Below are 25,532 nucleotides of genomic sequence, written 5' to 3'. Positions count from 1 at the left end.
TCCGTTGACGATCACAGTGACGATTCGCTGGGGGTGACACGGTGAGTGCGGCGAGAGGCGACTCCGACCGGCGGCTGGGGCGGCGGGCTCTGCTGGTCGGTGGGGCCGTGGCCGCCGCGGGGACGGCCCTGCTGGCCCGGGAGGAGCTGTCGCACCTGTGGTGGCGGCTGCCGGGAGTGGAGAAGCCGCGGGTGGCGGGGGCGGTGGACTTCCGGGGAGCGCGCTGGGTGGCGGCCTCCCCGGCGAACTACCGGCGGGCGGACCGGCCGGACGACTACGCGATCGACCGCGTGGTCGTGCATGTCACGCAGGGCGACTACGCGAGCGCGGTGAAGGCCTTCCAGGACCCGGCGCACCAGGCGGCGGCGCACTACATCGTGCGCGAGGACGGCCGGGTGACCCAGCTGATCCGCGAGCTGGACGTGGCCTTCCACGCGGGCAACCGGGGGTACAACGAGCGCAGCGTCGGCATCGAGCACGAGGGGTTCGTGGAGCACGCGTCCTCCTTCACGGACGCGATGTACGCGGCCTCGGCGCGGCTGACGGCCGCGATCTGCCGGCGGTACGACATAGCCGTGGACCGGGAGCACCTCATCGGCCATGTGGAGGTGCCGGGGACCGACCACACGGATCCCGGCCGGTACTGGGACTGGGAGCGGTACCTGGGGCTCATACACCGACAGATGTGATGCACGTCACTGGGCTTGACTGCTGTGCGGCGGCTCCGCGGTTCATGTGTCCGATGCGTCCCCCGCTGCCGATGTGACCTGCTGCACTTCAACTTGGCTTTGATTCAGAAGAGTTGAGAACGACCGCAGCTCACGGCGGTCGCACAGCGTGCGCGGCTTCCGCCCAGCTTCGACCCAGCCTTTACATAGTCCCTACGTCAAACATCCCCGCCATGTCTGACATCACCGAGCCCGACACCACTGCGGGCAGAAGCGGCAACGGCTCCCGCGGCAAGCGCGAGCACTCCAAGACCAGCAGGACCAAACGGGGCAAGGGCGTGCACCGGCGGAAGTTCCTCGGCGGGATGGCCGGTCTCGGCCTCGGGGCGGTCGGAGTGGCCGGTACGACCTTCACCCTGCTGGACAAGGGAGGCGACAAGGCCTCCGCGGCGTCCGGCACGCTCACGATCCCGGACCTGCTGGAGGGCACCACCTCGGGCAGCACGACCACCTTCACGCTGGAGGCCAGGACGGGCACCGCCGAGGTGCTGTCCGGTGTCACCAGCGACACGATGGGCTACAACCAGTCCTTCCTCGGCCCCACCATGAAGTGGACCAAGGGCGACACCGTGCTGCTGAACATCACCAACAGCCTGGGCGCGGACACCACGGTCCACTTCCACGGCGCCCACGTCCCCGCCAAGATGGACGGCGGCCCCCAGGTGGCCTTCGCGGACGGGGAGACCTGGGCGCCCACCTTCGAGGTGAAGGACGAGGCCAAGACCCTCTGGTACCACCCGCACGCCCTGGGCACCACGGCCGAGCAGGCGGTGCACGGCCTGGCCGGCATGATCATCGTCGAGGACGACTCGGACGCCTCCGCCGCGCTGCCCAGCGACTACGGTACCGACGACGTCCCGCTCATCTTCCAGAGCCTGGCCACGGACAGCGACGGGGACATCAAGTACAACCTGACCGGCTACCTGTCGAACAACCTGAGCTTCCCGCTGCTGCTCAACGGGACGAACGTGGACGACACCACCCTCTCCTTCACCGCCACCAAGACCCGCACCCGGTTCCGGGTACTGAACGCCTCACCGTCGGACATCATCACCATCCGGCGCAGCGACAGCGGCACCCTGACCCAGATCGCCACCGACCAGGGCTATCTGACCGAGGCGACCGCCGTGGACTCCATCCGGCTCGTGGCGGGCGCCCGCGCCGAGTTCGTGATGGACCTGTCGGACGACGTCACCCTGCAGGCCGTGGTCACCACCGGCTGGGTCCGCGGCGGCAGCGGCACCTACGACGTGCTCGCCGTCACCGCCTCCGGCACCGACACCCCGGACGACCTGCCGAGCACGCTGAACACCATCGAGCGGTACGACACCAGCGACTTCACCGCCCGGACGATCACGCTCGGCCAGAGCGGCACCACCATGACGATCAACGGCTCGGCCGGGACCAGCATGTCCGCCATGGCCATGATCAGCACGACGCTCGGGTCGAAGGAGCTCTGGACGATCAAGAACAGCACGCAGCTCGAGCACTCCTTCCACCTGCACGACGTGCCGTACCAGCTGGTCTCCGTCAACGGCGAGGATCCCGGCGGAGTCGAGCTCGGCTGGTACGACACCTACGAGGTGGTGGGCGGCGGATCCATCGAGATCGCGATGGAGTTCACCGACTTCGCCGACGACACGTACATGTACATGCTCCACTGCCACCTCCTCCAGCACGAGGACGAGGGGATGATGGCCTCGCTGATGGTGACGGAGTCCTGACGCCGATCAGCCGATCAGGTGAGCCCCGCGGCGCGCGCACGCTCCACCGCGGGGCCGATCGCCTTCGCGACCGCCTCGACGTCCGCCTCGGTGGAGGTGTGGCCGAGGGAGAAGCGGAGGGTGCCGCGGGCCAGGTCGGGATCGGTGCCGGTGGCCAGCAGGACGTGGCTGGGCTGGGCGACGCCGGCGGTGCAGGCGGAGCCGGTGGAGCACTCGATGCCCTGCGCGTCGAGCAGCAGCAGCAGGGAGTCGCCGTCACAGCCGGGGAAGCTGAAGTGCGCGTTGGCCGGGAGGCGGTCCACCGGGTCGCCGCCCAGGATCGCGTCGGGGACGGCCGTGCGGACCGCGTCGATCAGGGCGTCGCGCAGGGTGCCGATCTCACGGGCGAACCACTCGCGCTGCTCGGCGGCGAGGCGGCCGGCCACCGCGAAGGAGGCGATGGCCGGGACGTCGAGGGTCCCGGAGCGGACATGGCGCTCCTGGCCGCCGCCGTGCAGCACGGGTACGGGGGTGTGGTCGCGGCCGAGGAGCAGGGCGCCGATGCCGTACGGGCCGCCGATCTTGTGGCCGGAGACGGTCATGGCGGCGAGCCCGGAGGCGGCGAAGTCGACGGGGACCTGGCCGAAGGCCTGGACGGCGTCGGCGTGCAGGGGGATGCCGAACTCGCCCGCGACGTCGGCCAGTTCGCGGACCGGCAGGATCGTGCCGATCTCGTTGTTGGCCCACATGACGGTGGCCAGGGCGACGTCGTCGGGGTTGCGGGCGATGGCCTCGCGCAGAGCCTCGGGGTGGACGCGTCCGTAGGCGTCGACGGGGAGGTATTCGACGGTGGCGCCCTCGTGTTCGCCGAGCCAGTGGACGGCGTCCAGGACGGCGTGGTGTTCGACGGGGCTGGCCAGGACGCGGGTACGGGCCGGTTCGGCATCGCGGCGGGCCCAGTACAGGCCCTTGACGGCGAGGTTGTCGGCCTCGGTGCCGCCCGAGGTGAAGACCACCTCGCTGGGTCGCGCGCCCAGCGCCTCCGCGAGAGTCTCGCGGGATTCCTCGACCGTCCGGCGGGCCGTGCGGCCGGAGGCGTGCAGGGAGGACGCGTTGCCGGTGATGCTCAGCTGGGCGGTCAGTGCCTCCGCCGCTTCCGGGAGCATCGGGGTGGTCGCCGCGTGGTCGAGATAAGCCATGGTGAGCCCGATTCTACGGGGCGACCCGGCGGTGGTCGCGGCTCGTCCCCGGCCGCTGCCCACGCGTTCGCGCCACTCGTCGAGCTTGGCGGAAGCTCCCTGGTGGCTCGCCAGAAGCTCCCTGGAAGCTCGCTAGAAGCCCCAGGACACGGTGTTGTCCGCCTGCATGAACGCCAGCAGGACCAGCAGGTCGGCGACGCCCAGGGTCATGCCGAGCAGGGCACGGCCGCGCCGGGTGGTGCCACGCCACAGGGCGACGCCCGCCAGGACGATGGCGACGGGGCCGAGGAACAGGTTGAGGACGAGGAGACCGAGGAGGCCCAGGACGAAGGACGCGACGGCCATGCCGTCGGTGTCGCGGACACCGGTACGGCGGGTTGCCGGTGCGGTGAGTTGCATGGTGGTCAGCTCCCGACGGAACGGATGGACGGGTGGGGGCGGGTCAGTTGGCGGACGTGGTGCGCCGGCGGCCGTGCCGCTCGCGGATCGCGAAGACGGCGAGCCAGGTGGCGATGACGACGGCGGCGACGGCGCTGACGGTCAGCGGCGCGTGAGCCACCGTGCCCATGACCACGCCGAGCAGCAGCAGAGCGGCGACGATGAACAACATGGGGTGGATCCCCCTCCGGGTACTGGCGTGAAGTTTCGGTGAACGGTTGTGGTTACAATTGTTCACTGACTTCCGAGTCTATCGCGCCCACGGCTTTCCATTTACGGAGAACAGTTGTTAACTGGATGACATGAGTCACACTCTCGGGGTCCGGCAGGCCCAGAAGCAGAAGACCCGGCAGGCGCTCCTGGACGCGGCGCTGGGACTGCTGGAGGAGCAGAGCCTGAGCAGCCTGGGCCTGCGTGAGGTCACCCGCGCCGTCGGGGTCGCCCCGACCGCCTTCTACCGGCACTTCCGCTCCACCGCGGACCTCGGTGTGGCCCTGGTCGACGAGGCGCTGGGCAGCCTGCACCCGATGGTGCGCACGACGGTGTCCTCGGCGGACGACAGCGAGGACCGCATCGCCCGGGTCGTCCGGTTGATCGCCCACCACGTCGCGGCCCATCCCGCGCACGTCCGGTTCATCGCCCGCGAGCGGCACGGCGGGGTCCAGCCGGTGCGCGAGGCCATTCGCGCTCAGCTGGCCCGGTTCGCCCAGGAGGTGAGGACCGAACTGGCCACGGACCCGGAGGCGAAGGGGTGGGACGACGACGACCTGCTGATGCTCGCGCACCTCTACGTCGACCAGATGATCATCACGGCCTCCCTCTTCCTGGAGGCCCTGGAGGCGCCGGACTCCTCCGAGGCCGAGCTGGAGCGCGTCACCCAGTTGGCGACCCGGCAGCTGCGGCTGATCAGCGTCGGCCGCCGGCACTGGCTGGACTGACCCGGGAGGAGACGCGCGGAGGCGGCGAGCCCGTCACCGGAACCCGCCGCCTCCGCGGTACGAAACCCCGTCAGCCCTGCTGGGCCTGGCCCGGCTGCCCGCCACCGGGACCGCCGCACCCGCCCTGCCCCCCGCCGGGACCGCCCCGACCGCCGCCGGGCCCACCGCTCGGCATGCCTGAGGGGGCGCCCGAGGGGCGTCCGGTCGGCTTGCCCGAGGCGGCCCCGGTCGGCGCCCCGGAGGGCGCGCCGCTCGGGCGCCCGGACGCTCCCCCGGTCGGCATGCCGGAGGGCCGCTGACAGCTCTGCTGGGCGGAGCCCCCCGTAGAGGACGAGGAGTCGTCCGAGCCGCACGCGGTCAGCAGCAGCGGGGACATCGCGAGCAGCGCGACGGCGGGGAGAAGACGTGCACGGTTCATGAGGGCCAACTCCAGGAAAGATGAGCGAGTCGTGAGACGGGCACTCAACCAACGGCGCCTAGGGCGTTCTTGAGCGCCTCCTGTGACCGCCCTGTCCAGGGGGTAAAGCGAGCCCCAAAAACCCACTCCCACTTGGGCTTTCCGCCGCGATCCCGCCCTGCTCACTGATACAGGTCCGTGACAGAGCGCGCCGCGGTCAGCAGCTCGGCGCGCGCTTCGGGCGGTGCGATGACCTCCACCGCGTCCGAGAACGCGAGCAGTTGGCGGACGGCGCGGACGAAGGGGTACCTGAGCCGGGCCGTCACCCACTCGTCCTCCCCGGTGTCCTCGGGGACTTCGGCCAGCGAGGAGGCCGTCATGCGGACGAACATGTCGAGGAGCTCCCGGCGCACTCGTACGGTTACCTCCAGGCCTCCCGGTGGCTCCTCGACCTGGCGGCGCAGCACCTCCCAGACGTCGGCGAGTTCGACGCCGGGACGGCGGCGGACCGGGTCGTCCAGCACCCGGGCGGAGTGCACCCGGTCGGCGCGGAACAGCCGCGGCCCGCCCCGCCGGTCGGCGACCAGGTACCAGACGCCCGCCTTGGCGACCAGGCCGTAGGGGTCGACGGTGTACGTGTGCGGATCCCGCTTTCCTCCTGGCCGCCTGACTCGGCCGCACCCCACTCAGCCGGGACTGACCCCACCACCCTGTCCGCCACGCGGCGCCAGCCGCACATCGGACACAGCGCCATGGAGCTGGTGACCCACACCTGGGACCTGTCCGAGTCCCTCGGCCACCCCCACGAACTCGACCCGGCGCTCGCCGAGTTCGCACTCGCCCCCCCGGCCGCGTCCTGCCCGACCCGGGACGCGACACGGACGCACCCTTCGGCGACGTACGCCCGGCACCCGAAGACGCCAACTCCTACGCCCGGCTGGCCGCCTGGCTCGGCCGCGAACCGAACCGCTCAGGCGAGCCTGGCCCGGGCCAGCTGGCGGGACTGGGCGACCAGGCGGTCCGCGCTGTCCCAGACCTCGGCGTCCTCCTCGAGGAAGCCGCCGGCCAGGTTGCGGGTGGTGATCGCCACCCGCAGCGGGCCGGGCGCGGGACGGTGGCGTACGTGGACGGTCAGTTCGACCGTCGGGACCCAGCCGGCGATGCCGAGTTCGAAGGCGGTCGGCGGCAGGGCGTCGACCGCGAGGAGCAGGGAGAGGGGGTCGGCGTCGCGGCCGTCGGCGAGACCGAACCAGGAGCGCATCTCGCCCTTGCCGGAGGGGGCGCCGAGCGCCCAGCCCAGGGTGGCCGGGTCCAGCTTGAGCATCAGGCGGTCGGTGATGGCGGAGCTGCCCTCGACCGGGGCCGGACCGTCTTCCGGGCCGAAGCACTGGTCCATGGGCGGGATCGCCGGCGGCGTGGCCGTCGTACGGACGTCGTCCGGGAGGGAGTCGAGGTCGCCGTAGGAGGCGAGGACACGGATCCGCTCCACCTCGGCTCCCGCCTCGTCGTACTGGAAGAGGGACGCCTGGCCGGTGGAGAGGGTGCGGCCGGTGCGGACGGTCTCGGTGCGCACGACCGCGGGGCCCGGCTGGGAGGCGGTGAGGTAGTGCGCCGAGATGGTGAACGGGTCGGGGTGCGGGAGGGTGTCCGCGAGGGCACGGCCCAGGACCGCCAGCAGATAGCCGCCGTTGACGGCGTTGATGATGGTCCAGCCGGCGGAGAGGTCGATGTCGTAGATGCCGGGCTCGCGCCGGGTGACCGCGGTGTCGCGGTCGAACTCGCTGTCACCGATCAGGGCCGCGGGAACGGAAGCTGCTTCTGGCATGGGTGAACCGTACAACAGGAAATTACTAAGCGGTAGCTTTGTGCGACTGTTGTGCTGCGCATGATGAAGATCCGCCCTGCCGGGTGAGATCCCGGCAATATCTAGGTAAGTGTCCGGACAGGCCCGTAACCCGGAGACCCCCGTCCCCCTCTATGAGGACATGAGCCTCACCGGGACTGCGTTTCTCTACACGACCATCGTGCTGTCCGTCGTCGCCCTCCTGCTGCCGCTCGCCCTGTGGTCGAGGATGCGGGGGCCCAAGGCGCTGCGCGTCGCGGCCCGGGTGCTGATGCTGCTGTTCGTCCAGGGCACGGCGGTCACACTGGTGTTCATCCTCGTCAACAACTCCAACAACCTGTACGACAACTGGGCCGACCTGCTGGGCACCGGCAATCACGTCCAGCAGGCCGCCGACCTCGGCCGGGACGGCACCGGCGGCATAGCGTTCAAACGACTGCCCAAGGTCAAGCAGGCCTTCCAGACCGCCGACGGCCCGGGCATGCGCGCGGCCGGCGGGGTCCGGGTCACCCAGCTCAAGGGCAGGGTGTCAGGAGTGAACGCCGAGGTCTACGTCTGGCTGCCGCCGCAGTACGGCGAGCCCGCCTACCGGCACCGCAAGTTCCCTGTCGTGGAGCTGCTGCCGGGCTACCCCGGCTCGGCGAAGGCCTGGTTCGGCTCACTGAAGGTGCACGAGCAGTTGCTGCCGCTGATGAAGGACGGGCAGGTGGCCCCGTTCATCCTGGTGGCGCCGCGCACCAACCTGCTGGCCGGGGTGGACACGGGCTGCGCCAACATCCCGGGCACGGTGAACGCGGACAGCTGGCTGAGCATCGACGTGCCCAAGATGGTCATGGACAACTTCCGCGCCGAACCGGCGCCGTCCGGCTGGGCGGTCGCCGGGTACTCGGCGGGCGCACACTGCGCGGTCAAGCTGGCCGTCGCCCATCCCGACCGCTACCGGGCCGCGGTGAGCCTGTCCGGGTACAACGACCCGATCGGCGAACGCAACTCGCTCGCCGCGCAGAGCCCGGCCCTGCGCGCGGCGAACAACCCGTACCTGCTGCTCAAGAGGGCCGCCGTACCGCCCCGGGTCGCGCTCTACGTCTCCGGCGAGTCCGGGGACGGCTACCAGGCGGGCGTGGCCCTGCAATCGATCGCCGAGGCGCCGACGACCGTGCACGTGGTGTTCCTGCCGCGCAGCGCCGGTGGTCACACCATGGCACTGTGGCGGCCCCAGGTGGTGCCGTCCTTCCGGTGGCTGACCCTGCAGATGGGCCAGAACCGGCCGCGGACGGCGGCCACGGGCGGCTCTACTCCTCGGTCACCGTCGACCGTCGGTTCCACGCACGCGGCGCTCGCCAGTGGAACCGCATCGCGAGCAGGCGCAGCACGAAAGCCGTGACGACGGCGAGGGCGGTGGTGTACGGAGTCAGCACGTCGTAGTGGATGCACAGCGCGACCATCGTGGCCCCGACGATCGCCGGGACCGCGTACAGGTCGCGGTCCCAGCGCAGCAGCGAGGGCACCTCGTTGGCGAGTACGTCCCTGAGCACACCGCCACCGACGGCGGTGGCCAGGCCCAGGGTGGCCGAGGCGGTGAGGTTGAGGCCGTAGTCGTACGCCTTGGTCGTGCCGGCCACGCAGAACAGACCGAGGCCGGCCGCGTCGAAGACGAGCACCGCCGCCTGGATGCGCTCCACGTGCGGGTGCAGGAAGAAGACGACGAGTGCGGCGAGCAGCGGAGTGAGGAAGTAGCCCAGGTCCGTGAAGGCGGCCGGTGGTACGGCACCGATCACGATGTCCCGGAACAGCCCCCCGCCCAGCGCGGTGACCTCGGCGAGGACGGCGATGCCGAAGACGTCGAAGTTCTTGCGGACGGCCAGCAGAGCACCGGAGATCGCGAAGACGAAGATGCCGACGACGTCGAGGGTGTGCTGGACGGAGGGACTGAAGAGTTGCTGGAGCACCCTGACATTCTCACTCGTCAGGGTGAGCGGCCCTTACGCCGCGCAGCTCGTCGAAGCGCGGCTCACAGGGCCGGTTTGCCCGTGGTGAACAGCCAGGTCCGGAACAGGTCGTCGAGCCGCTGTCCGCTGATCTTCTCGGCGAGGCGGATGAAGTCGGCGGTGTCGGCGTTGCCGTACCGGTGGAGTTTCGTCCAGGCGGGCAGCAGCCTGAAGAACGCGGTGTCCCCGATCCGCTCCCGCAGGGCCTGCAGTGTCATCGCGCCGCGCTGGTAGACGGCGGAGGAGAACATGGTGTCCCGCTGCGGGTCGGCGACCTTGATCTGCCAGAAGGCGGAGTCGGCGGGGCGGGAGTCGTAGCCGGCCCTGAAGGAGTCGTGTGCCGAGCGGGTGCCCTGGTGTTCCGCCCACAGCCACTGGGCGTAGGTGGCGAAGCCCTCGTTCAGCCAGATGTCCTTCCACTGCGCCACGCTGACCGAGTCGCCGAACCACTGGTGGGCGAGCTCGTGCACGATCGTGGACTCGTTGCGCACGGCGGAGTAGGCGGGCTTGCTCTGCACCTCCAGCGAGAACCCGGCCTCGGGCATGTCGTCGACGATCGCACCGGTCTCCTCGAACGGGTACGGACCGAAGACCTGCGACCAGTAGTCCGTGGCGGCGGCGGTGACGCCGTACACGTCGACGCTGTTGCTGTTCTTCAGCACCGGGTCGATGGCGACGTAGATCGGGATGCCGGAGGGGGTCTTCCCCGTCCGCACGTCGAACTTCCCGATGGTGGCGGTCGCGAGGTAGGTCGCCATGGGCCTGCTCTCGCGCCAGTGGGTGTACGTCGAGCCGCCCTTGTCGTACGTCCGGACCAGCCGGCCGTTGGAGACACCGGTCAGGCCCTTGGGGGCCTTGATACGGATGTCGTAGGTGGCCTTGTCGGAAGGGTGGTCGCTGGACGGGAACCAGGTGGAGGCGGCGTTGGGTTCACAGGCGACGAAGACACCGTCGGCGGTCTTCATCCAGCCGTAGTTCGAACCGAAGACGATGGGACCGCCGAGGGGCTCGGGCACGCCGCCGTAGGTGACGGTGGCGGTGAAGGTCCGGCCCTTGCGCAGGGGGCTGCGTGGGGTGATCCGCAGCTCGTCGCCGTCGCGGGTGAACTTGGCGCGTCTGCCGTTCACCTCGACCTTCGTGACCTCGAGTTTCTGCAGGTCGAGGTCGAAGGACGAGAGGGCCTGCTTGGCGCGCGCGGTGAGCGTGGTCCGGCCGTCGAGGCGGTCGGTGTCCGGGTCGTAGGCCACGGTCAGGTCGTAGTGGCGGGCGTCGAAGCCGCCGTTGCCCAGTTGCGGGAAGTAGCTGTCGCCGATGCCGGACCCGCCGGGGGTGGGGGCGGAGGCGGCGCCGATGGCGAGGAACGAGGCCGCCGCGGTGGCGAGGGCCGCTAAACGTGCGGAACGGGAGAGTGCCATGGTCGTCCCTTTCGATCGTGTCGATCATCAGACGGACACGGACGACTCTGCGCTCTCCCGTTCATGCATGTACATGACTTTGCCGAGTTGTCATGTGCTACTTCTCGGTTGACTCCTGGGACCCGTCTCCCGCCGGCTCGGCGGATTCGGCCTCGGCATCCCGGGCCGCCTCGGCGTCCCGGCCGGTCTGCTCGGCGACGGCCTCCGGCTCCTCGGCGGGCCCGTCGGCCGCGGCACCGGTGGCGGCGGCCGGCTCCTCAGCGGGGCCGTCGGCGTCGGACGTCGAGGTGTCGGCCGTGGTCTTGGCGCCGGGGCCGGTCTTCACGCCGGAGGGCGCCGCATCCGCCGCGGTCTCCGCGGCCGGGGCTTCGGCTTCCGCGTCGGCTTCGGCTTCCGCTTCGGTGCCGGTCTCGGCGGACCGGGGGCCCGGGACCTTAGCCTCGGCGGGGGCGTCGGCGTCGGCGGAGGTCGCCGCCGCGACGGCGGCGGACGTCTCCGCGGACTCCTCCAGCACCGCGTCCGGTACCAGCTCCGAGGCCTCCTTGGCGGCGGACAGCAGCACCGTGTCCTGCGGGGCCTGGTCGGCGAAGTTCTCCGGGTGGTGGCAGGCCACGCGCTGGCCGGGCCTCAGCTCCACGAGCTGCGGCTCGGTCGTCTTGCAGATCTCCGTCGCCTTCCAGCACCGGGTGTGGAAGCGGCAGCCGCTCGGCGGCGCGATCGGGGACGGTACGTCACCCTTGAGCAGGATGCGCTCGCTCTTCGCGCCCCGGCGCTTGGTGTCCGGCACCGGCACCGCCGACATCAGCGCCTTGGTGTACGGGTGCATCGGCGCCTCGTACAGCGAGGTGCGGTCGGCCAGCTCGACGATCTTGCCGAGGTACATCACCGCGATGCGGTCCGAGACGTGCCGGACCACGGAGAGGTCGTGCGCGATGATCACGTAGGTGAGGCCGAGCTCCTCCTGGAGGTCGTCCATCAGGTTCACGACCTGCGCCTGGATCGACACGTCCAGCGCGGACACCGGCTCGTCGGCCACCACCAGCTTCGGCTTCAGGGCCAGCGCGCGGGCGATGCCGATGCGCTGGCGCTGACCGCCGGAGAACTCGTGCGGGTAGCGGTTGTAGTGCTCGGGGCTGAGACCCACCAGCGACAGCAGCCGCTGGACCTCCTTCTTCACCCCGCCCTCGGGCTCCACGCCCTGCAGCCGGAACGGCGCCGAGACGATCGAGCCGATGGTGTGACGGGGGTTCAGGGAGCCGTACGGGTCCTGGAAGATCATCTGGATGTCGCGGCGCAGCGGGCGCATGTCCCCGGTGCTGAGCCGGGTGATGTCCTGCCCGTCGAAGGTGATCGTGCCGCCGGTCGGGTCCTGGAGGCGGGTGATGACCCGGCCCATGGTCGACTTGCCGCAGCCCGACTCGCCGACCACGCCCAGGGTCTCGCCCTTGCGCACCTCGAAGTCGATGCCGTCGACGGCCTTCACCGCGCCGACCTGGCGCTGGAGAATGCCCTTCTTGATCGGGAAGTGCTTGGTCAGGCCCTCGACCTTGAGCAGCACCTCGCCATCGGCGGACCCGCTCGTCGCCCCGGTCTTCGTCGTCTCACTCACAGCTTCGGCGCAATCTCTTCGGTCCAGATCCGCGTACGGTCCTCCGCCGAGAGGTGGCAGGCGCTCCAGTGCCCGCTGCTCACCTGCTCCAGCTCGGGGCGCACCGTGCGGGTGACGTTCCCCTTGGGAATGTCCGCGTACGGGCAGCGCGGGTGGAAGGCGCAGCCCGAGGGGACGTTGATGAGGCTCGGCGGCTGACCCTTGACCGGGATGAGCCGTTCGGAGGTCTCGCGGTCGATGCGGGGCATCGAGCCGAGCAGGCCCCAGGTGTAGGGGTGCTGCGGCTGCTCGAAGACCTCGTTGGCCGGGCCGCGCTCCACGCACCGGCCGCCGTACATCACCAGGACGTCGTCGGCGATCTCCGCGACCACGCCGAGATCGTGGGTGATCATGATGACCGCGGAGCCGAACTCCTTCTGCAGGTCCCTGATCAGGTCGAGGATCTGCGCCTGGACGGTCACGTCGAGAGCGGTGGTCGGCTCGTCCGCGATGAGCAGTTCGGGGTTGTTGACCAGCGCCATGGCGATCATGGCGCGCTGGCGCATACCGCCGGAGAACTCGTGCGGGTAGCCGTCGACGCGCTTGGCGGGCTCCGGGATGCCGACCCGGTCGAGCATCTCGATGGCGCGCTTGCGAGCGACCTTCTTGCTGACGTCGTTGTGGACCCGGTAGGCCTCGACGATCTGGTCGCCGACCTTGTAGTACGGGTGCATCGCGGACAGCGGGTCCTGGAAGATCATCGCCATCTCGCGGCCGCGCAGCTTGCGCACCTCGTCCGGGGCGGCGGAGACCAGTTCCTTGCCGTCCAGCCAGATCTCGCCGGACATCCGCACGTTCTTGCCGCGCGCGCCGAGCCGGTGCAGGCCCATGATGGCCTGCGAGGTGACCGACTTGCCGGAGCCGGACTCGCCGACGACGGCGAGGGTCCGGCCCTTCTCCAGCGAGAAGCTGAGCCCGTCGACGGACTTGACCAGGCCGTCGTCGGTCGGGAAGTGCACCTTGAGGTCGCGGACCTCGAGGAAGGCCTCGGGTGCCTTGCCGGAGGTGGGTTCGCCCACTGCGGCGCCGGTCTTGGAGAGTTCGGTCACGAGAGCCTCACCCGCGGGTCGGCGGCCGCGTAGAGCAGGTCCACCAGGAGATTTGCGATCACGACGAAGAAGGCGGCGAGCAGGGTCACGCCGAGGATGGGGGGCAGGTCGTTGTCGGTGATGCCCTCCACCGCGTACTCACCGATGCCGTGCAGCGAGAACACGGTCTCGGTGATCACCGCGCCGCCGAGCAGCAGACCGAGGTCCATGCCGAAGACGGTGATGATGGGGGTGAGCGCGGCGCGCAGTCCGTGCCGGACGACGACCTTGCGCTCACGCAGGCCCTTGGCACGGGCCGTGCGGATGAAGTCCTCGTTCATCGTCTCCAGCATGCCCGAGCGGGTCAGCCGCGCGTAGATGGCGGAGTACAGCAGGGCGAGCGAACACCACGCCGGGAAGAGGGTGTTGGCCCACTGTGCGGGATTCTCGGTGAGCGGGACGTAGGTGCGGCCGAAGATCGGCCACTGGTAGGTGAAGAGCAGGATCGCCAGGTTGCCCGTGAAGAACATGGGCAGCGAGACACCGGCGAGCGCGACGCCCATGAAGGTGCGGTCGAAGACCGAGCGCGGCTTCAGCGCGGAGATGACGCCGATCACGACACCGGAGACCAGCCACAGCACGGCGGCACCCGCGGCCAGCGACAGGGTCACCGGAAGGCGGTCGACGAGCTTCGGCCAGACCGCCTCGTGGGTCTTGAAGGAGTAGCCGAAGCAGGGTGCGTTGCAGTGCACCGTGCTGGGACCGACGCTGTAGTCGGCGCCGGCCAGGATCCCCTTGATGAAGTGCCAGTACTGGACGTAGACGGGCTGGTCCAGACCGAGGTTGTGCTTGACCGCGGCGATGTCCGCCTTCGACGGGCTCTTGCCGATGTACTGCTGTGCCAGCTGGTCCGCTGTCTGACCGGCCAGTCTCGGCAGCAGGAAGAAGATGGCGAAGGTGACCGCGGAGACGACCAGCAGCAGGATCACTGCCGCCACCGTCCGACGGAGGATGTACGAGATCACGGGGACCGGCGCTGGTGCCCGCGGGCCGCGAAGCCCGCGGGCACCAATGCCTTCACCTGCCTTCCGGGGCTGCTACTTCTTCGTGGTGCCGAGGTTGAGGTAGTCGTACTGACCGCTGAAGGCCGACGTGGAGGTCACGTTGGTCGCCCAGGGGGAGCGGTACAGCAGGACCTTGAAGTAGGTCAGCGGGACGATGACCGCCTGGTCCATGGTGGCCTTGTCGATCTCGCCGTACAGCTTGTTGCGGGCGGCCAGGTCCGGGGTGGCGATCGCCTGGGCCAGCTTGGCGTCGACGCCCTTGTTCTCGAACTGCGACAGGTTCGTGTTGCCGGACTGGCTGATGGCCTTGCTGTTCAGGATCTGCTGCAGGAAGCCGTAGCCGGACGGCCAGTCGGCGCCCCACTGCATCATCATGATGCCGACGTTGTTCTTCTCGGTGAACTTCGGCACACCCGCGTAGTCGGTGAAGTACTTGCCCTGCGGGTACTGCTTCAGGCTGGCGTTGATGCCGACCTTCTTCAGCGAGCTGATGATCGCCGTGGCCGCGTCGACCTCCTGCTGGCGGTCGGAGCGGGCCGTGATGTTGGTCGTGATCGACGTCTTGCCACAGGCCTTCAGGTGCTCCTTGGCCTTGGCGACGTCACCCTTGTTGCCCGGCGTCGCGTAGACGTCGGCCTTCTCGTAGCCGGGGATGTCCGGCGGGAGCACGGTGCTGGCGATGTCACCGCGGATCGGGCCGCCCTCGGCGGTCTGCACGGAGACCTTGTCGATGGCGTACTCGACGGCCTTGCGGCACTCGATGTTGTCGAACGGCTTGACCTTGGTGTTGATCGCCGCGTAGACGAGGCGGCCGCCGTAGGCGTTGTCGGTGCTGGCCTTGCCGTCCGCCGAGTTGAGGATGCTGGCCTGGGTAGAGGCCTGGACGCCGGTGCCGGCGAGGTCGACGGTGGCGTCGCCGGACTGCAGGTCCTTGTCGATCGTCTCGCCGTTGACCTTCAGGTTGACGACGATCTTGTCCGGCAGTTGCTTGCGCAGCGGGTCGGTCTTCGGGTCCCAGTTCTTGTTGCGGACCAGGACGACCTGCTTGCCCTCCTGGTAGCTCTGGAACTGGTAGGAGCCGGAGGAGACGATGTGCTTGACGTAGTCGACGCCGTCGTCCTTGGCCTGGGGCACCGGAGCCGTCTGGGGGGCCGCGACCAGGTAGTCGAACTCCTGGAAGGAACGGTTCAGGTGGAAGACGATCGTGGTGTCGTCCGGGGTCTCGATCGAGGACAGGCCCTTGGCGCTCTTGTCCTTGTACGGACCCTTGTACTTGTCGCCGTCCTTCATGAACTGCTGGAAGTAGTTCGGGCCGAGCGAGAGCACGTCACGCGCGAAGTTCGACCGCTCGACGGCGTACTTGACGTCCTTCGAGGTGATCGGCGTGCCGTCCTGGTACTTCAGGCCCGGACGCAGCTTGTACGTCCAGGTCTTGCCGCCGTCGCTCGAAACACCCTTGCTGGCAGCGAGGTCCGGAACGAGGGTGTTGCCCTTCTCGCCGGGGCCGGGCTGGAACGTCATCAGCGGGCGCGCGTAGAGCCGGCTGAAGTTGTACATGTACGCGTAGTACGTGTTGCCCGGGTCGAACGAGTCCGGCACGTCCGACATCTCATAGGTGACCGTGCCACCCTTTTTGTCGGACGCGTTGACGACACCCGTGGTCGCCTTGTTGGCACCGGCCGCCTTCGGCGCGCCGCCGTCCTTGTTGTCATCGGCCTTGCTGCAACCTGCAACGAGCAGGCTGGCGGAGCCGATGGCCGCAACCGCGGCCAGTGCTGACCTTCGCATGATGGTCTGCTTCCCCTCCATTGATCGGAAACTTGATGGACTCTCGGGGGCTGCCTAGCGGCTGCGGGGGTCGAGAGCGTCGCGGAGACCGTCACCGAGCAGATTGAACGCCAGGACGGTGATGAAGATGGCGAGTCCGGGCACGATCATGTACTGGGGATCGACCTGGTAGTACGTGACGGCCTCCCGGAGCATGCCGCCCCAGGACGCCTGCGGGGGCTGGATGCCGACGCCGAGGAAGCTCAGCGACGCCTCGAAGAGGATGTTGGTCGGGATGAGCAGCGTCGAGTAGACGATGATCGGGCCGACCAGGTTCGGCATCAGCTCGCGGAAGAGGATGTACGGGCCCTTGGCACCCATGCCGCGGGCGGCGTCCACGAACTCGCGCTCGCGCAGGGCGAGGGTCTGGCCTCGCACGATCCGGCCCAGGTAGGGCCAGTTGAAGAAGCCGATGACGAAGATGAGCACGCTCAGGTGGAGCGGCAGTCCGTTGAGGCCGAACGCGCCGCCCTGGAGGGTGGCGGAGATGGCGATGGCGAAGAGCAGGAGGGGGAAGGCGAGGAAGGTGTCCATCAGCCGGCTGATGACCGAGTCGACCCGTCCGCCGTAGTAGCCGGCGACGACACCCATGATGGCGCCGATCACGTTGGACAGGATCGTGGCGCCGAAGGCGACCACCAGCGACACCCAGGAGCCCTCCAGGATGCGGGTGGCGATGTCCCGGCCGAACTTCGGGTCGACGCCCAGCGGGTGATCGAGGCTCATGCCGCCCATGCCGCCCTTGGGCAGCGAGGTGTCGGGCACGATCAGGTCCTGGTGGAAGGCGTTGGGGTCGAGGCCGAACATCGCCTGGATCGGGCGCGAGAGGATCGCGACCAGGATCAGCAGGATCACGATGACGCCGCCGGCCACCGCGACTCTGTCCCTCTTGAACCGCGTCCAGGCGATCTGCCCAAGGGAACGGCCCTCGATCTGCCCCTTACCGGCACCCTCGAGCACAGCTTCCGGCTGTGCCTCGGCTGCCGCCCCGGTGGTCTCGATCGGTGCGGTCACAGTGACCCGACCCCTCTCGCCGGTGGTGACCGGCCTGCGCCTGCCGCGGATTGCGGCTTTGTCGACTTGCACACTCGATCACGAGGTCAGCGACCTCGTGCCTGAGTCGCGAGTCTTCAGCGTCGTCGCGATCACCCGCCAGAGCTGGCGGGGAAAGTATGCGTAACCGTGATGCTGTTCGGGGGATTCCGTTATCCGAACAGTGGGTAACGACCCCCGGACGCGGGCCAGTCGGGACAAGAGGCTTTATTCCGGTCATTTCATGACCATCGGCGGCGATCTACGCGCGAAGAAATGTGTCAACCCGGTGCGGCAGATGGAACGCGGAGCCCCCATGCGCTCGCCGGTGCTCAGTAGCCGCCCGGCGCGGTCGGGTAACCGTACCCGGCGGCCGGGGCCGGGGGCTGGGCGGGGGCGTGTGCCTCGCGGTCGTAGAACGGGCGGGCCTTGGCCCGCATCCACAGGGCGACGGGGTCGTACTCGTCGGACATCGCGACGGTCGACACCGGCAGCCCGTCCGGGACCGCCCCGATGGACTGCTGCATCATCGCGCGCACCGAGTCCACGGCCGGCGGCGAGGCGTCGTACACGTCGAGGCCGATGGCGAGGTACGGCGCCCCGAGCGCGGGCTGCACCCAGGCTCGGCGCAGCGAACGGACCGCCGGAGTGCGGTGCGCGTTCTGCGCGAGCAGGGCGTAGAACTGCGGGACCTCGATACCCGGTTCCGACAGGCTCAGCGGGCCGGCGGGCTGGCGGTCCAGGCCGGTGGCGATGCGGCGCAGGTCGAGCCAGGGGACGCCGACGCCGCCGCCCGGGGCGTGCGGGTTGAGCCAGAGGCCGTAGTGGTCCGGGTAGAGGGTGCGGGCCACGTCGACCGCGTCGACCACTTCGTAGGACCGGTTCCAGCCGCTGGCCGACAGCTCCTGGGCGGAGGTGACGCAAGGGGCGTAGCCGAAGCCGTCCACCTCCATGTTCCCGTACTGGGCGTCGGGGGAGCCTGCCTGGCCGTGCCACAGGAGCATCCACACCTGGCCGGAAGCCGGGGTCGCGAGCGCCCTGAGGAGTGCCTCGTAGGCGTCGTAACGCCCGGGCGTCACCTGGCGCAGCATGTGCTCGACGCTGCCGCTGCGGCTCGCGCTCACCTGTCTTACCGCCCCTTCGAGAAGTTGCCCCGCGTTTGGCATCAGCTTAAGCGCCCACGAACTTCGGACTGCCGGTCCGTCGGCGGTGTGGATGGGCCGTGGTCTCCCGTGCCCGGGCGGCTCAGTGACCGTACTGGTAGAAGGGCCGCACGCTCGTCTTCAGCCAGTCGCCCACCGGGTCGTCGGTCACGTCCAGCAGGACCAGGTTGACCGGCCACCGGACCGGGGCCCGCCCCAGCGCCCGGCCCAGCGCTTCGAGGGGCAGGGCCCTCAGGTCGCCCTCCCACTGGGAGAGCTCGACGCCGATGAACATGACCGGGTCGGCCGTCTCGATGGCGGCGAGGCAGCGGCGGGCGGTGAGGACGACCCCGATCGCCGCGAACTCGGCGGAGGCGGCGGCGAGGAAGTCGATCGGGTCGTCCTGCCAGTCGGGTTCGTAGAGGCGGACCCGGCCGCCGCTCGCGGGGCCGTCCAGCGGGGTGCGTCCGGCGCGGCACAGCTCGGCCACCGCGGACGGCGGGAGGGGGACGCCCACCATGCCGTCCGGGTTGACGACGATGCCGGCCTGCGGGGGCAGGCCACGGGCGAACTCCACGGCGGGGGCGATGGTGTACGCCATGTGGGCGCCGACGACCTGGCGGAACTGCTCCTCGGAGCTGAAGACCGGTACGTACGCCTGGCCGTCGATCTCCATCGTGGGCAGGTCGAGCGGGCCGCCGTGCGCGCCGCGGCCGTTCGGCAGCGGGATCCACAGGAAGCTCCGGCCCAGGACCTCGATGATCCGGCCGCCTGCCGAGGGGATGCCGAACGACGCCGACAGCACCTCCTCCAGCTCGTTGCCGGGCCATCCTCCGTGCGGATGTGGGTGTGTCTGTGCCGGGAAGTCCGCGGGAAAGTCCGCCGGGAAGTCCATCTGCCTACCGCCTGCTGGGACCAACTGTTGTGGCTGAAAGGCTAGCGGGTACCTGTGCCCGGTTCGGGGGTCTCATCGGTCCGCGAAGCCGATCCCGCGCAGCACGTCGGCCGCGTCCCGGTCGAGCAGCACCGCCGAGCCGCAGCCCTGGGGCAGTTCGCCCCGCTCCACCGCGCGCAGCAGCCGGGCGGCCGCCCTGCGGTGGCGCAGGAAGGCGTACCGGGAGACGCCCCGGCCGCGCTCGCGCTGGCCGTGCCGGGCCGTGGCGGGCGGAACGTCGAGCAGCAGCAGGTGCAGGGTGCCGCCCCGGCGCCGGGCTTCGCGGGACAGCCAGCCGCGCACCCAGGACTGCGTGCCGCAGTCGTGTACGACGACGCCCTCGCCGGTGTGCAGGGCGCGGCGCAGTCTCGCGTAGTGGGCGAGGCGGACCAGGGGGCGGTACACCACGTAGGGGAGGAAGCGGGGCATGCGGTGTTCCCAGTGGTCGCGGGCGTCCTGGGAGTCGATGCGGATGCCGTCGACGGCACGGTGCATCAGGGTGGACTTGCCGCTGCCGGGCAGGCCGGTGACCACGACCAGGTCGCGGGGGCCGAAGAGCAGGCCGTGCGGGCTGTGTCCGGCGCGGTCGCGCAGGTCGCGGACGACGGGTGCCGGGCGGGATGCGCGCCGCTCGCGGGCCGGGGCGGCGGGCTGCCGGGGCACCGCGACGCCCGTGGTCGCCGCGTAGGCCGAGGTCCTGTTCACCGTGATCGTCCTCCCTGTGGTCAGGAAAGGTTCTCCCCACCGAATGTAAAGAGAAGGTAATGCACGGTGTCTCCCGATTCGGTGCTCGTAGTGCCACAGCCCGGTCACAAGTGACGCGCTATAGTGTGCCCGCCAACTGCATACCGGCCGTTTGAATCCGCGCGGGAGAGTCCCCGGGCAGCAGCTTCGCCGGGGCGCCGAAGGAGCAAGTCCCTCCCTTGAATCTCTCAGGCCCCGTCACCGCGCGGGTGAGGCACATCTGAAAAGCGGGCCGCTGTGACAGCGACCCCACCCAAGGTGCAAGCCGTGCCTCCCCTCGGGGTGATCATGGCGAACCTCTCAGGTTCCGATGACAGATGGGGAGGAACTTTCCTCACCTTCCCCCACGCTCGAACGAGCTCGCGCGGGAGGTGCCCCCATACCTTGGGAGACGACCGATGAGCAGTACCCAACCCCGCCGTACCGCGCTCGATGCGCTGCATCGCTCGCTCGGCGCGACGATGACCGACTTCGCCGGCTGGGACATGCCGCTGCGCTACGGCTCCGAGCGCGACGAGCACCTCGCCGTGCGGACCAGGGCCGGGCTCTTCGACCTCTCCCACATGGGTGAGATCACCGTGACCGGCCCGCAGGCCGCCGCCCTGCTGAACCACGCCCTCGTCGGGAACATCGCCTCGGTCGGTGTCGGCCGTGCCCGTTACACCATGATCTGCCGGGCCGACGGCGGCATCCTGGACGACCTGATCGTCTACCGCCTGGCCGAGACCGAGTTCATGGTGGTGGCCAACGCCTCCAACGCCCAGGTGGTGCTCGACGCCCTGACCGAGCGGTCCGCCGGCTTCGACGCCGAGGTCCGTGACGACCGGGACGCCTACGCGCTGATCGCCGTCCAGGGCCCCGAGTCCCCCGGCATCCTGGGGTCCCTCACCGACGCCGACCTCGACGGCCTGAAGTACTACGCCGGCCTGCCCGGGACCGTCGCCGGCGTCCCGGCGCTCATCGCGCGCACCGGCTACACCGGCGAGGACGGCTTCGAGCTCTTCGTGAAGCCCGAGCACGCGGTCGAGCTGTGGCAGGCGCTGAGCAAGGCCGGCGAGGGCGTCGGGCTGGTGCCCTGCGGCCTGTCCTGCCGGGACACGCTGCGCCTGGAGGCGGGCATGCCGTTGTACGGGCACGAGCTCAGCACCTCCCTCACGCCCTTCGACGCCGGGCTCGGCCGGGTGGTGAAGTTCGAGAAGGAGGGCGACTTCGTGGGCCGCGAGGCGCTGGCCGAGGCCGCCTCGCGCGCCGAGCAGAACCCGCCGCGCGTCCTGGTCGGCCTGGTCGCCGAGGGCCGCCGGGTCCCGCGCGCCGGGTACCCGGTGGTCGCCGGCGGCAAGGTGATCGGCGAGGTCACCTCCGGCGCGCCCTCCCCCACCCTGGGCAAGCCCATCGCCATGGCCTACGTCGACGCGGCGCACTCGGCGCCGGGCACACCGGGCGTCGGCGTGGACATCCGGGGCAGCCACGAACCGTACGAAGTCGTGGCACTGCCGTTCTACAAGCGGCAGAAGTAGACACTGGGCGGGTGCACCGGCGTCCGAACGTGACCCTGCGCACATTTCCGCTGCTCACAGAAGTTTCCAGCAGTCCCGCTTTCACCAGCACTCCCCCGCGTACAGGAGAATTCAGGCCATGAGCAACCCCCAGCAGCTGCGCTACAGCAAGGAGCACGAGTGGCTGTCGGCCGCCGAGGACGGCGTCTCGACGGTCGGCATCACCGAGTTCGCGGCCAACGCGCTCGGCGACGTCGTCTACGCCCAGCTCCCCGAGGTCGGCTCCACGGTGACCGCGGGCGAGACCTGCGGCGAGCTGGAGTCCACCAAGTCGGTGTCCGACCTGTACTCGCCGGTCACCGGTGAGGTCACCGCGATCAACGAGGACGTCGTCGACGACCCGTCGCTGGTGAACTCCGCCCCCTTCGAGGGCGGCTGGCTGTTCAAGGTACGCGTCACGGACGAGCCGGCCGACCTGCTCTCCGCCGACGAGTACGTCGCCCACACCGCCGGCTGAGGAGTCGTAGCCGTATGACTGTCCTGAACACGTCCCTGCACGAGCTGGACCCGGAGATCGCCGCCGCGGTCGACGCCGAGCTGGAGCGCCAGCAGTCCACCCTGGAGATGATCGCCTCGGAGAACTTCGCTCCGCTCGCGGTCATGGAGGCGCAGGGCTCGGTCCTGACCAACAAGTACGCCGAGGGCTACCCGGGCCGCCGCTACTACGGCGGCTGCGAGCACGTCGACGTCGCCGAGCAGATCGCCATCGACCGGGTCAAGGAGCTGTTCGGCGCCGAGTACGCCAACGTGCAGCCGCACTCGGGCGCCTCCGCCAACCAGGCCGCCCTGTTCGCGCTCGCCCAGCCCGGGGACACCATCCTCGGCCTGGACCTGGCGCACGGCGGGCACCTCACCCACGGCATGCGGCTGAACTTCTCCGGCAAGCAGTTCGACGTGGTCGCCTACCACGTGGACCCGGCGACCGGCCTGGTCGACATGGCCGAGCTGGAGCGGCTGGCCAAGGAGCACCGGCCGAAGGTGATCATCGCGGGCTGGTCGGCGTACCCGCGGCAGCTCGACTTCGCCGAGTTCCGCCGGATCGCCGACGAGGTCGAGGCGCACCTGTGGGTCGACATGGCGCACTTCGCGGGCCTGGTCGCCGCCGGTCTCCACCCGAACCCGGTGCAGTACGCGGACGTCGTCACCTCCACCACCCACAAGACCCTCGGCGGCCCGCGCGGCGGCATCATCCTGGCGAAGAAGGAGTTCGCGAAGAAGCTGAACTCGTCCGTCTTCCCGGGCTTCCAGGGCGGCCCCCTGGAGCATGTGATCGCGGCGAAGGCGGTCTCCTTCAAGGTCGCCGCCTCCGAGGACTTCAAGGAGCGGCAGCGTCGTACGGTGGAGGGTGCGCGAATCCTCGCCGAGCGGCTGACGGCCGCCGACGCCCGTGAGGCCGGCGTGAACGTGCTCTCCGGCGGTACGGACGTGCACCTGATCCTGGTGGATCTGCGTAACTCCGAGCTGGACGGGCAGCAGGCCGAGGACCGTCTCCACGAGGTGGGCATCACGGTCAACCGCAACGCCGTCCCGAACGACCCGCGTCCGCCGATGGTGACGTCGGGTCTGCGGATCGGCACGCCCGCGCTGGCCACCCGCGGCTTCCAGGCGGAGGACTTCGCCGAGGTCGCGGACGTGATCGCGCAGGCGCTGAAGCCGTCCTACGACGCGGAGGCGCTGAAGGCCCGGGTCAAGGCCCTGGCCGGCAAGCACCCGCTGTACCCCGGTCTGAACAAGGCCTGAGAAAGCAAGTCCCCGGTGGGGCACCCGGTACCGGTACACCGGGTGCCCCACCACCCCCGCACTGAGGAGTTCACCGTGGCCATATCGGTCTTCGACCTGTTCTCGATCGGCATCGGCCCGTCCAGCTCCCACACGGTCGGCCCGATGCGCGCGGCGCGCATGTTCGCCCGCCGACTGCGCAACGAGGACCTGCTCGCCCCCGTCGCTTCGGTCCGGGCCGAGCTGTACGGCTCGCTCGGGGCGACCGGCCACGGTCACGGCACGCCGAAGGCGGTGCTGCTCGGCCTGGAGGGTGCCTCGCCGCGCACGGTGGACGTGGAGACGGCCGACGAGCGGGTGGAGGAGATCAAGCGGTCGGGCCGGCTGAACCTCCTCGGCGAGCACGAGATCGCGTTCTCCTTCGACGACGACCTGGTCCTGCACCGCCGCAAGGCACTCCCGTACCACGCCAACGGCATGACGTTGTGGGCGTACGACGCGCAGGGCGCCGAGGTGCTGACGAAGACGTACTACTCGGTCGGCGGCGGGTTCGTCGTCGACGAGGAAGCGGTCGGCGCGGACCGCATCAAGCTCGACGACACGGTCCTGAAGTACCCCTTCCGCACCGGCGACGAGCTGCTGCGCCTGACCAGGGAGACCGGCCTGTCGATCTCCGCGCTCATGCTGGAGAACGAGCGCGCCTGGCGCACCGACGAGGAGATCCGCGGGGGCCTGCTGGAGATCTGGCGGGTGATGCGGTCGTGCGTGGCGCGCGGCCTGTCCCGCGAGGGCATACTGCCGGGCGGTCTGAGGGTACGGCGCCGGGCCGCCGTCTCCGCCCGCCAGCTGCGCGCCGAGGGCGACCCGCTGGCCCGCGCGATGGAGTGGATCACGCTCTACGCGATGGCCGTGAACGAGGAGAACGCCGCCGGGGGCCGTGTGGTCACCGCCCCGACGAACGGCGCGGCCGGCATCATCCCGGCCGTCCTGCACTACTACATGGACTTCGTCCCCGGCGCCGACGAGGACGGCGTGGTCCGCTTCCTGCTCGCCGCCGGCGCCATCGGCATGCTCTTCAAGGAGAACGCCTCCATCTCCGGCGCCGAGGTCGGCTGCCAGGGCGAGGTCGGCTCCGCCTGCTCCATGGCGGCGGGCGCGCTGGCGGAGGTGCTGGGCGGCAGCCCGGAGCAGGTGGAGAACGCCGCCGAGATCGGCATGGAACACAACCTCGGCCTGACCTGCGATCCCGTGGGCGGCCTGGTCCAGATCCCGTGCATCGAGCGCAACGGCATGGCCGCCGTCAAGGCGGTCACGGCCGCCCGCATGGCGATGCGCGGCGACGGCTCGCACAAGGTGTCCCTTGACAAGGTCATCAAGACGATGAAGGACACCGGCGCGGACATGTCCGTGAAGTACAAGGAGACGGCCAGGGGCGGGCTGGCGGTGAACATCATCGAGTGCTGAGGGGACGGGGCAGTCGAGCAGCGCCCTAACAACAAGAGTCTTGTTAACTCGGGCACATGACTGCATCGCCGTCTCCCGGTGAAGGGCCCGTCCGCCCGGTCTCCGTCTCCCTCCATGAGGGCACGATCGCGGCCCTCAAGGCCCGGACCGGTAAGCGGGGCACGTCCGCCTACGTCGAGGCCCTCATCCAGCGCAAACTGGAACGCGACCGGCTGCGCGAGCTCATCGAAGACGCGGAGGCAGAACACGGCCCCGTCGACCCGGCAGCTGTCGAGGCCAAGCGGGCCCTCCTGCGCGGTGACACAGCGGGTTCGGTGGACGCGTGAGCGGCACCCTCGTCCTGGACTGCGAGGGCCTGTCGAAACTCGTACGACGCGTACCCGAGCTCACCGGCTGGTTGGCCGCCGCCTAGGCCGAGAACATCCGCGTCGTCACGAGCTCCGTCACCCTCGTCGAAGCCCGCGACCCCACGACCGACCAGGCCCGCTTCGACTACGCCGTCTCCCGCGTGAACGTCATCCCGCCCACCGAAGCCATCGCCCGCCACGCCAGCGAACTCTCGCCGCGGCCGGGCTGCACGGCCACAGGTACGCCCCGACGCGATCGTGGCCGTCACAGCACTCGCCTCTCCCTCTCCGGTGACCGTCCTGACATCCGATCCCGAGGATCTACTGATGCTGTGCGGCCCCAGCGTCCGCCTCTTCGAGAACTGAGTGGGTTACGGC

The 25,532-nt window shown here is 70.0% G+C and carries 24 protein-coding genes, 2 pseudogenes and 1 riboswitch; of the genes and pseudogenes, 10 read left to right on the top strand and 16 right to left on the bottom strand.

Annotated elements, in window-relative coordinates:
* Positions 1-41: 41 nt before the first annotated feature.
* Both ACFYZQ_RS25850 and ACFYZQ_RS25845 read left to right on the top strand, forming a co-directional pair.
* Positions 42-689 carry an N-acetylmuramoyl-L-alanine amidase gene (locus ACFYZQ_RS25850; protein ID WP_389152079.1) on the top strand — a complete coding sequence of 216 codons (648 nt, stop codon included), beginning with the start codon at positions 42-44 and terminating at the stop codon, positions 687-689.
* A gap of 212 nt (positions 690-901) precedes the next feature.
* Positions 902-2,452, top strand: a complete 1,551-nt coding sequence (locus ACFYZQ_RS25845; RefSeq protein ID WP_389152077.1) for a multicopper oxidase family protein — start codon at positions 902-904, stop codon at positions 2,450-2,452.
* A 14-nt stretch (positions 2,453-2,466) separates the two neighbouring features.
* Here the strand turns inward: ACFYZQ_RS25845 and ACFYZQ_RS25840 are convergent, their stop codons facing one another.
* The 3 genes from ACFYZQ_RS25840 to ACFYZQ_RS25830 all read right to left on the bottom strand — a co-directional run bounded on the left by ACFYZQ_RS25840 (position 2,467) and on the right by ACFYZQ_RS25830 (position 4,240).
* The gene (locus ACFYZQ_RS25840) at positions 2,467-3,630 is read right to left on the bottom strand and encodes a cysteine desulfurase family protein (RefSeq protein ID WP_389152074.1); all 1,164 of its coding nucleotides are present in this window, start codon (positions 3,628-3,630) and stop codon (positions 2,467-2,469) included.
* Positions 3,631-3,762: 132 nt separating this feature from the next.
* Entirely contained in the window at positions 3,763-4,029 is a 267-nt protein-coding gene (locus ACFYZQ_RS25835; protein WP_389152071.1) for a DUF4190 domain-containing protein, read from the bottom strand.
* A gap of 43 nt (positions 4,030-4,072) precedes the next feature.
* Positions 4,073-4,240, bottom strand: a complete 168-nt coding sequence (locus ACFYZQ_RS25830; RefSeq protein WP_389152068.1) for a hypothetical protein — start codon at positions 4,238-4,240, stop codon at positions 4,073-4,075.
* A gap of 130 nt (positions 4,241-4,370) precedes the next feature.
* Here ACFYZQ_RS25830 and ACFYZQ_RS25825 point away from each other — a divergent pair, with 130 nt between their 5' ends.
* Positions 4,371-5,006 (top strand): TetR family transcriptional regulator, encoded by a 636-nt coding sequence (locus tag ACFYZQ_RS25825; protein ID WP_389152065.1) that lies wholly within the window; start codon positions 4,371-4,373, stop codon positions 5,004-5,006.
* Between the two features lie 70 nt (positions 5,007-5,076).
* Here the strand turns inward: ACFYZQ_RS25825 and ACFYZQ_RS25820 are convergent, their stop codons facing one another.
* The 3 genes and pseudogenes from ACFYZQ_RS25820 to ACFYZQ_RS25810 form a co-directional block, all read right to left on the bottom strand.
* Positions 5,077-5,424 carry a hypothetical protein gene (locus ACFYZQ_RS25820; RefSeq protein ID WP_389152062.1) on the bottom strand — a complete coding sequence of 116 codons (348 nt, stop codon included), beginning with the start codon at positions 5,422-5,424 and terminating at the stop codon, positions 5,077-5,079.
* Between the two features lie 161 nt (positions 5,425-5,585).
* Positions 5,586-6,068 (bottom strand): annotated as a pseudogene (locus tag ACFYZQ_RS25815) (WYL domain-containing protein); the annotation flags it as partial.
* A gap of 305 nt (positions 6,069-6,373) precedes the next feature.
* Positions 6,374-7,228: a thioesterase family protein gene (locus ACFYZQ_RS25810; protein WP_389152060.1), complete on the bottom strand. Its 855-nt coding sequence runs from the start codon at positions 7,226-7,228 to the stop codon at positions 6,374-6,376.
* Positions 7,229-7,388: 160 nt separating this feature from the next.
* On the opposite strand from ACFYZQ_RS25810, the gene ACFYZQ_RS25805 reads away from it, so the two are divergent.
* Positions 7,389-8,630 carry an alpha/beta hydrolase gene (locus ACFYZQ_RS25805; RefSeq protein ID WP_389152057.1) on the top strand — a complete coding sequence of 414 codons (1,242 nt, stop codon included), beginning with the start codon at positions 7,389-7,391 and terminating at the stop codon, positions 8,628-8,630.
* On the opposite strand, the gene ACFYZQ_RS25800 is transcribed toward ACFYZQ_RS25805, so the two are convergent.
* From ACFYZQ_RS25800 to ACFYZQ_RS25755, 10 genes are all read right to left on the bottom strand, one after another.
* Positions 8,539-9,195, bottom strand: a complete 657-nt coding sequence (locus tag ACFYZQ_RS25800) for a trimeric intracellular cation channel family protein (protein WP_389152054.1) — start codon at positions 9,193-9,195, stop codon at positions 8,539-8,541. The genes ACFYZQ_RS25805 and ACFYZQ_RS25800 overlap by 92 nt on opposite strands.
* A 62-nt stretch (positions 9,196-9,257) precedes the next feature.
* On the bottom strand, positions 9,258-10,649 hold the full coding sequence (locus tag ACFYZQ_RS25795) for a M1 family metallopeptidase (protein WP_389152051.1): 1,392 nt from the start codon (positions 10,647-10,649) through the stop codon (positions 9,258-9,260).
* Between the two features lie 97 nt (positions 10,650-10,746).
* A complete protein-coding gene (locus ACFYZQ_RS25790) occupies positions 10,747-12,258 on the bottom strand; it encodes an ABC transporter ATP-binding protein (RefSeq protein ID WP_389152049.1) in 1,512 nt (503 codons plus the stop codon).
* Positions 12,255-13,346, bottom strand: coding sequence for an ABC transporter ATP-binding protein (locus ACFYZQ_RS25785; protein WP_389152046.1), 1,092 nt, complete (start codon positions 13,344-13,346; stop codon positions 12,255-12,257). Before ACFYZQ_RS25785 ends, ACFYZQ_RS25790 begins: the two co-directional genes overlap by 4 nt.
* Positions 13,343-14,350: an ABC transporter permease gene (locus ACFYZQ_RS25780; RefSeq protein ID WP_389152044.1), complete on the bottom strand. Its 1,008-nt coding sequence runs from the start codon at positions 14,348-14,350 to the stop codon at positions 13,343-13,345. Before ACFYZQ_RS25780 ends, ACFYZQ_RS25785 begins: the two co-directional genes overlap by 4 nt.
* 72 nt (positions 14,351-14,422) lie before the next feature.
* Positions 14,423-16,198: an ABC transporter substrate-binding protein gene (locus tag ACFYZQ_RS25775; protein WP_389152041.1), complete on the bottom strand. Its 1,776-nt coding sequence runs from the start codon at positions 16,196-16,198 to the stop codon at positions 14,423-14,425.
* A 33-nt stretch (positions 16,199-16,231) separates the two neighbouring features.
* On the bottom strand, positions 16,232-17,230 hold the full coding sequence (locus ACFYZQ_RS25770) for an ABC transporter permease (RefSeq protein ID WP_389152039.1): 999 nt from the start codon (positions 17,228-17,230) through the stop codon (positions 16,232-16,234).
* A gap of 350 nt (positions 17,231-17,580) precedes the next feature.
* Entirely contained in the window at positions 17,581-18,414 is an 834-nt protein-coding gene (locus ACFYZQ_RS25765; protein WP_389152036.1) for an enhanced serine sensitivity protein SseB C-terminal domain-containing protein, read from the bottom strand.
* Positions 18,415-18,493: 79 nt separating this feature from the next.
* The gene (locus tag ACFYZQ_RS25760) at positions 18,494-19,285 is read right to left on the bottom strand and encodes an enhanced serine sensitivity protein SseB (protein WP_389152034.1); all 792 of its coding nucleotides are present in this window, start codon (positions 19,283-19,285) and stop codon (positions 18,494-18,496) included.
* A 72-nt stretch (positions 19,286-19,357) separates the two neighbouring features.
* Positions 19,358-20,035: an AAA family ATPase gene (locus ACFYZQ_RS25755; RefSeq protein WP_389152257.1), complete on the bottom strand. Its 678-nt coding sequence runs from the start codon at positions 20,033-20,035 to the stop codon at positions 19,358-19,360.
* Positions 20,036-20,181: 146 nt separating this feature from the next.
* Positions 20,182-20,282, top strand: a riboswitch (glycine riboswitch).
* 184 nt (positions 20,283-20,466) lie between these two features.
* Between ACFYZQ_RS25755 and gcvT the strand changes: the two genes are divergently transcribed.
* The 6 genes and pseudogenes from gcvT (at position 20,467) to ACFYZQ_RS25725 (ending at position 25,520) form a co-directional block, all read left to right on the top strand.
* Positions 20,467-21,585: a glycine cleavage system aminomethyltransferase GcvT gene (gene gcvT, locus ACFYZQ_RS25750; protein ID WP_389152031.1), complete on the top strand. Its 1,119-nt coding sequence runs from the start codon at positions 20,467-20,469 to the stop codon at positions 21,583-21,585.
* Positions 21,586-21,703: 118 nt separating this feature from the next.
* Positions 21,704-22,081 (top strand): glycine cleavage system protein GcvH, encoded by a 378-nt coding sequence (gcvH, locus tag ACFYZQ_RS25745; RefSeq protein ID WP_388796954.1) that lies wholly within the window; start codon positions 21,704-21,706, stop codon positions 22,079-22,081.
* A 14-nt stretch (positions 22,082-22,095) separates the two neighbouring features.
* Positions 22,096-23,364 (top strand): serine hydroxymethyltransferase, encoded by a 1,269-nt coding sequence (gene glyA / locus ACFYZQ_RS25740; RefSeq protein ID WP_389152029.1) that lies wholly within the window; start codon positions 22,096-22,098, stop codon positions 23,362-23,364.
* Between the two features lie 75 nt (positions 23,365-23,439).
* Positions 23,440-24,807: an L-serine ammonia-lyase gene (locus tag ACFYZQ_RS25735; RefSeq protein WP_389152026.1), complete on the top strand. Its 1,368-nt coding sequence runs from the start codon at positions 23,440-23,442 to the stop codon at positions 24,805-24,807.
* A gap of 56 nt (positions 24,808-24,863) precedes the next feature.
* The gene (locus ACFYZQ_RS25730) at positions 24,864-25,133 is read left to right on the top strand and encodes a hypothetical protein (protein WP_389152023.1); all 270 of its coding nucleotides are present in this window, start codon (positions 24,864-24,866) and stop codon (positions 25,131-25,133) included.
* A gap of 95 nt (positions 25,134-25,228) precedes the next feature.
* A pseudogene (locus ACFYZQ_RS25725) lies at positions 25,229-25,520 on the top strand (type II toxin-antitoxin system VapC family toxin).
* Positions 25,521-25,532: the final 12 nt, after the last annotated feature.

Source organism: Streptomyces sp. NPDC001843 (genome assembly GCF_042891955.1).
In the GTDB taxonomy this organism is placed as follows: domain Bacteria; phylum Actinomycetota; class Actinomycetes; order Streptomycetales; family Streptomycetaceae; genus Streptomyces.
The sequence above is the reverse complement of the archived record's forward strand: the minus strand, read 5'-3'. Positions and strand labels throughout refer to the sequence as shown.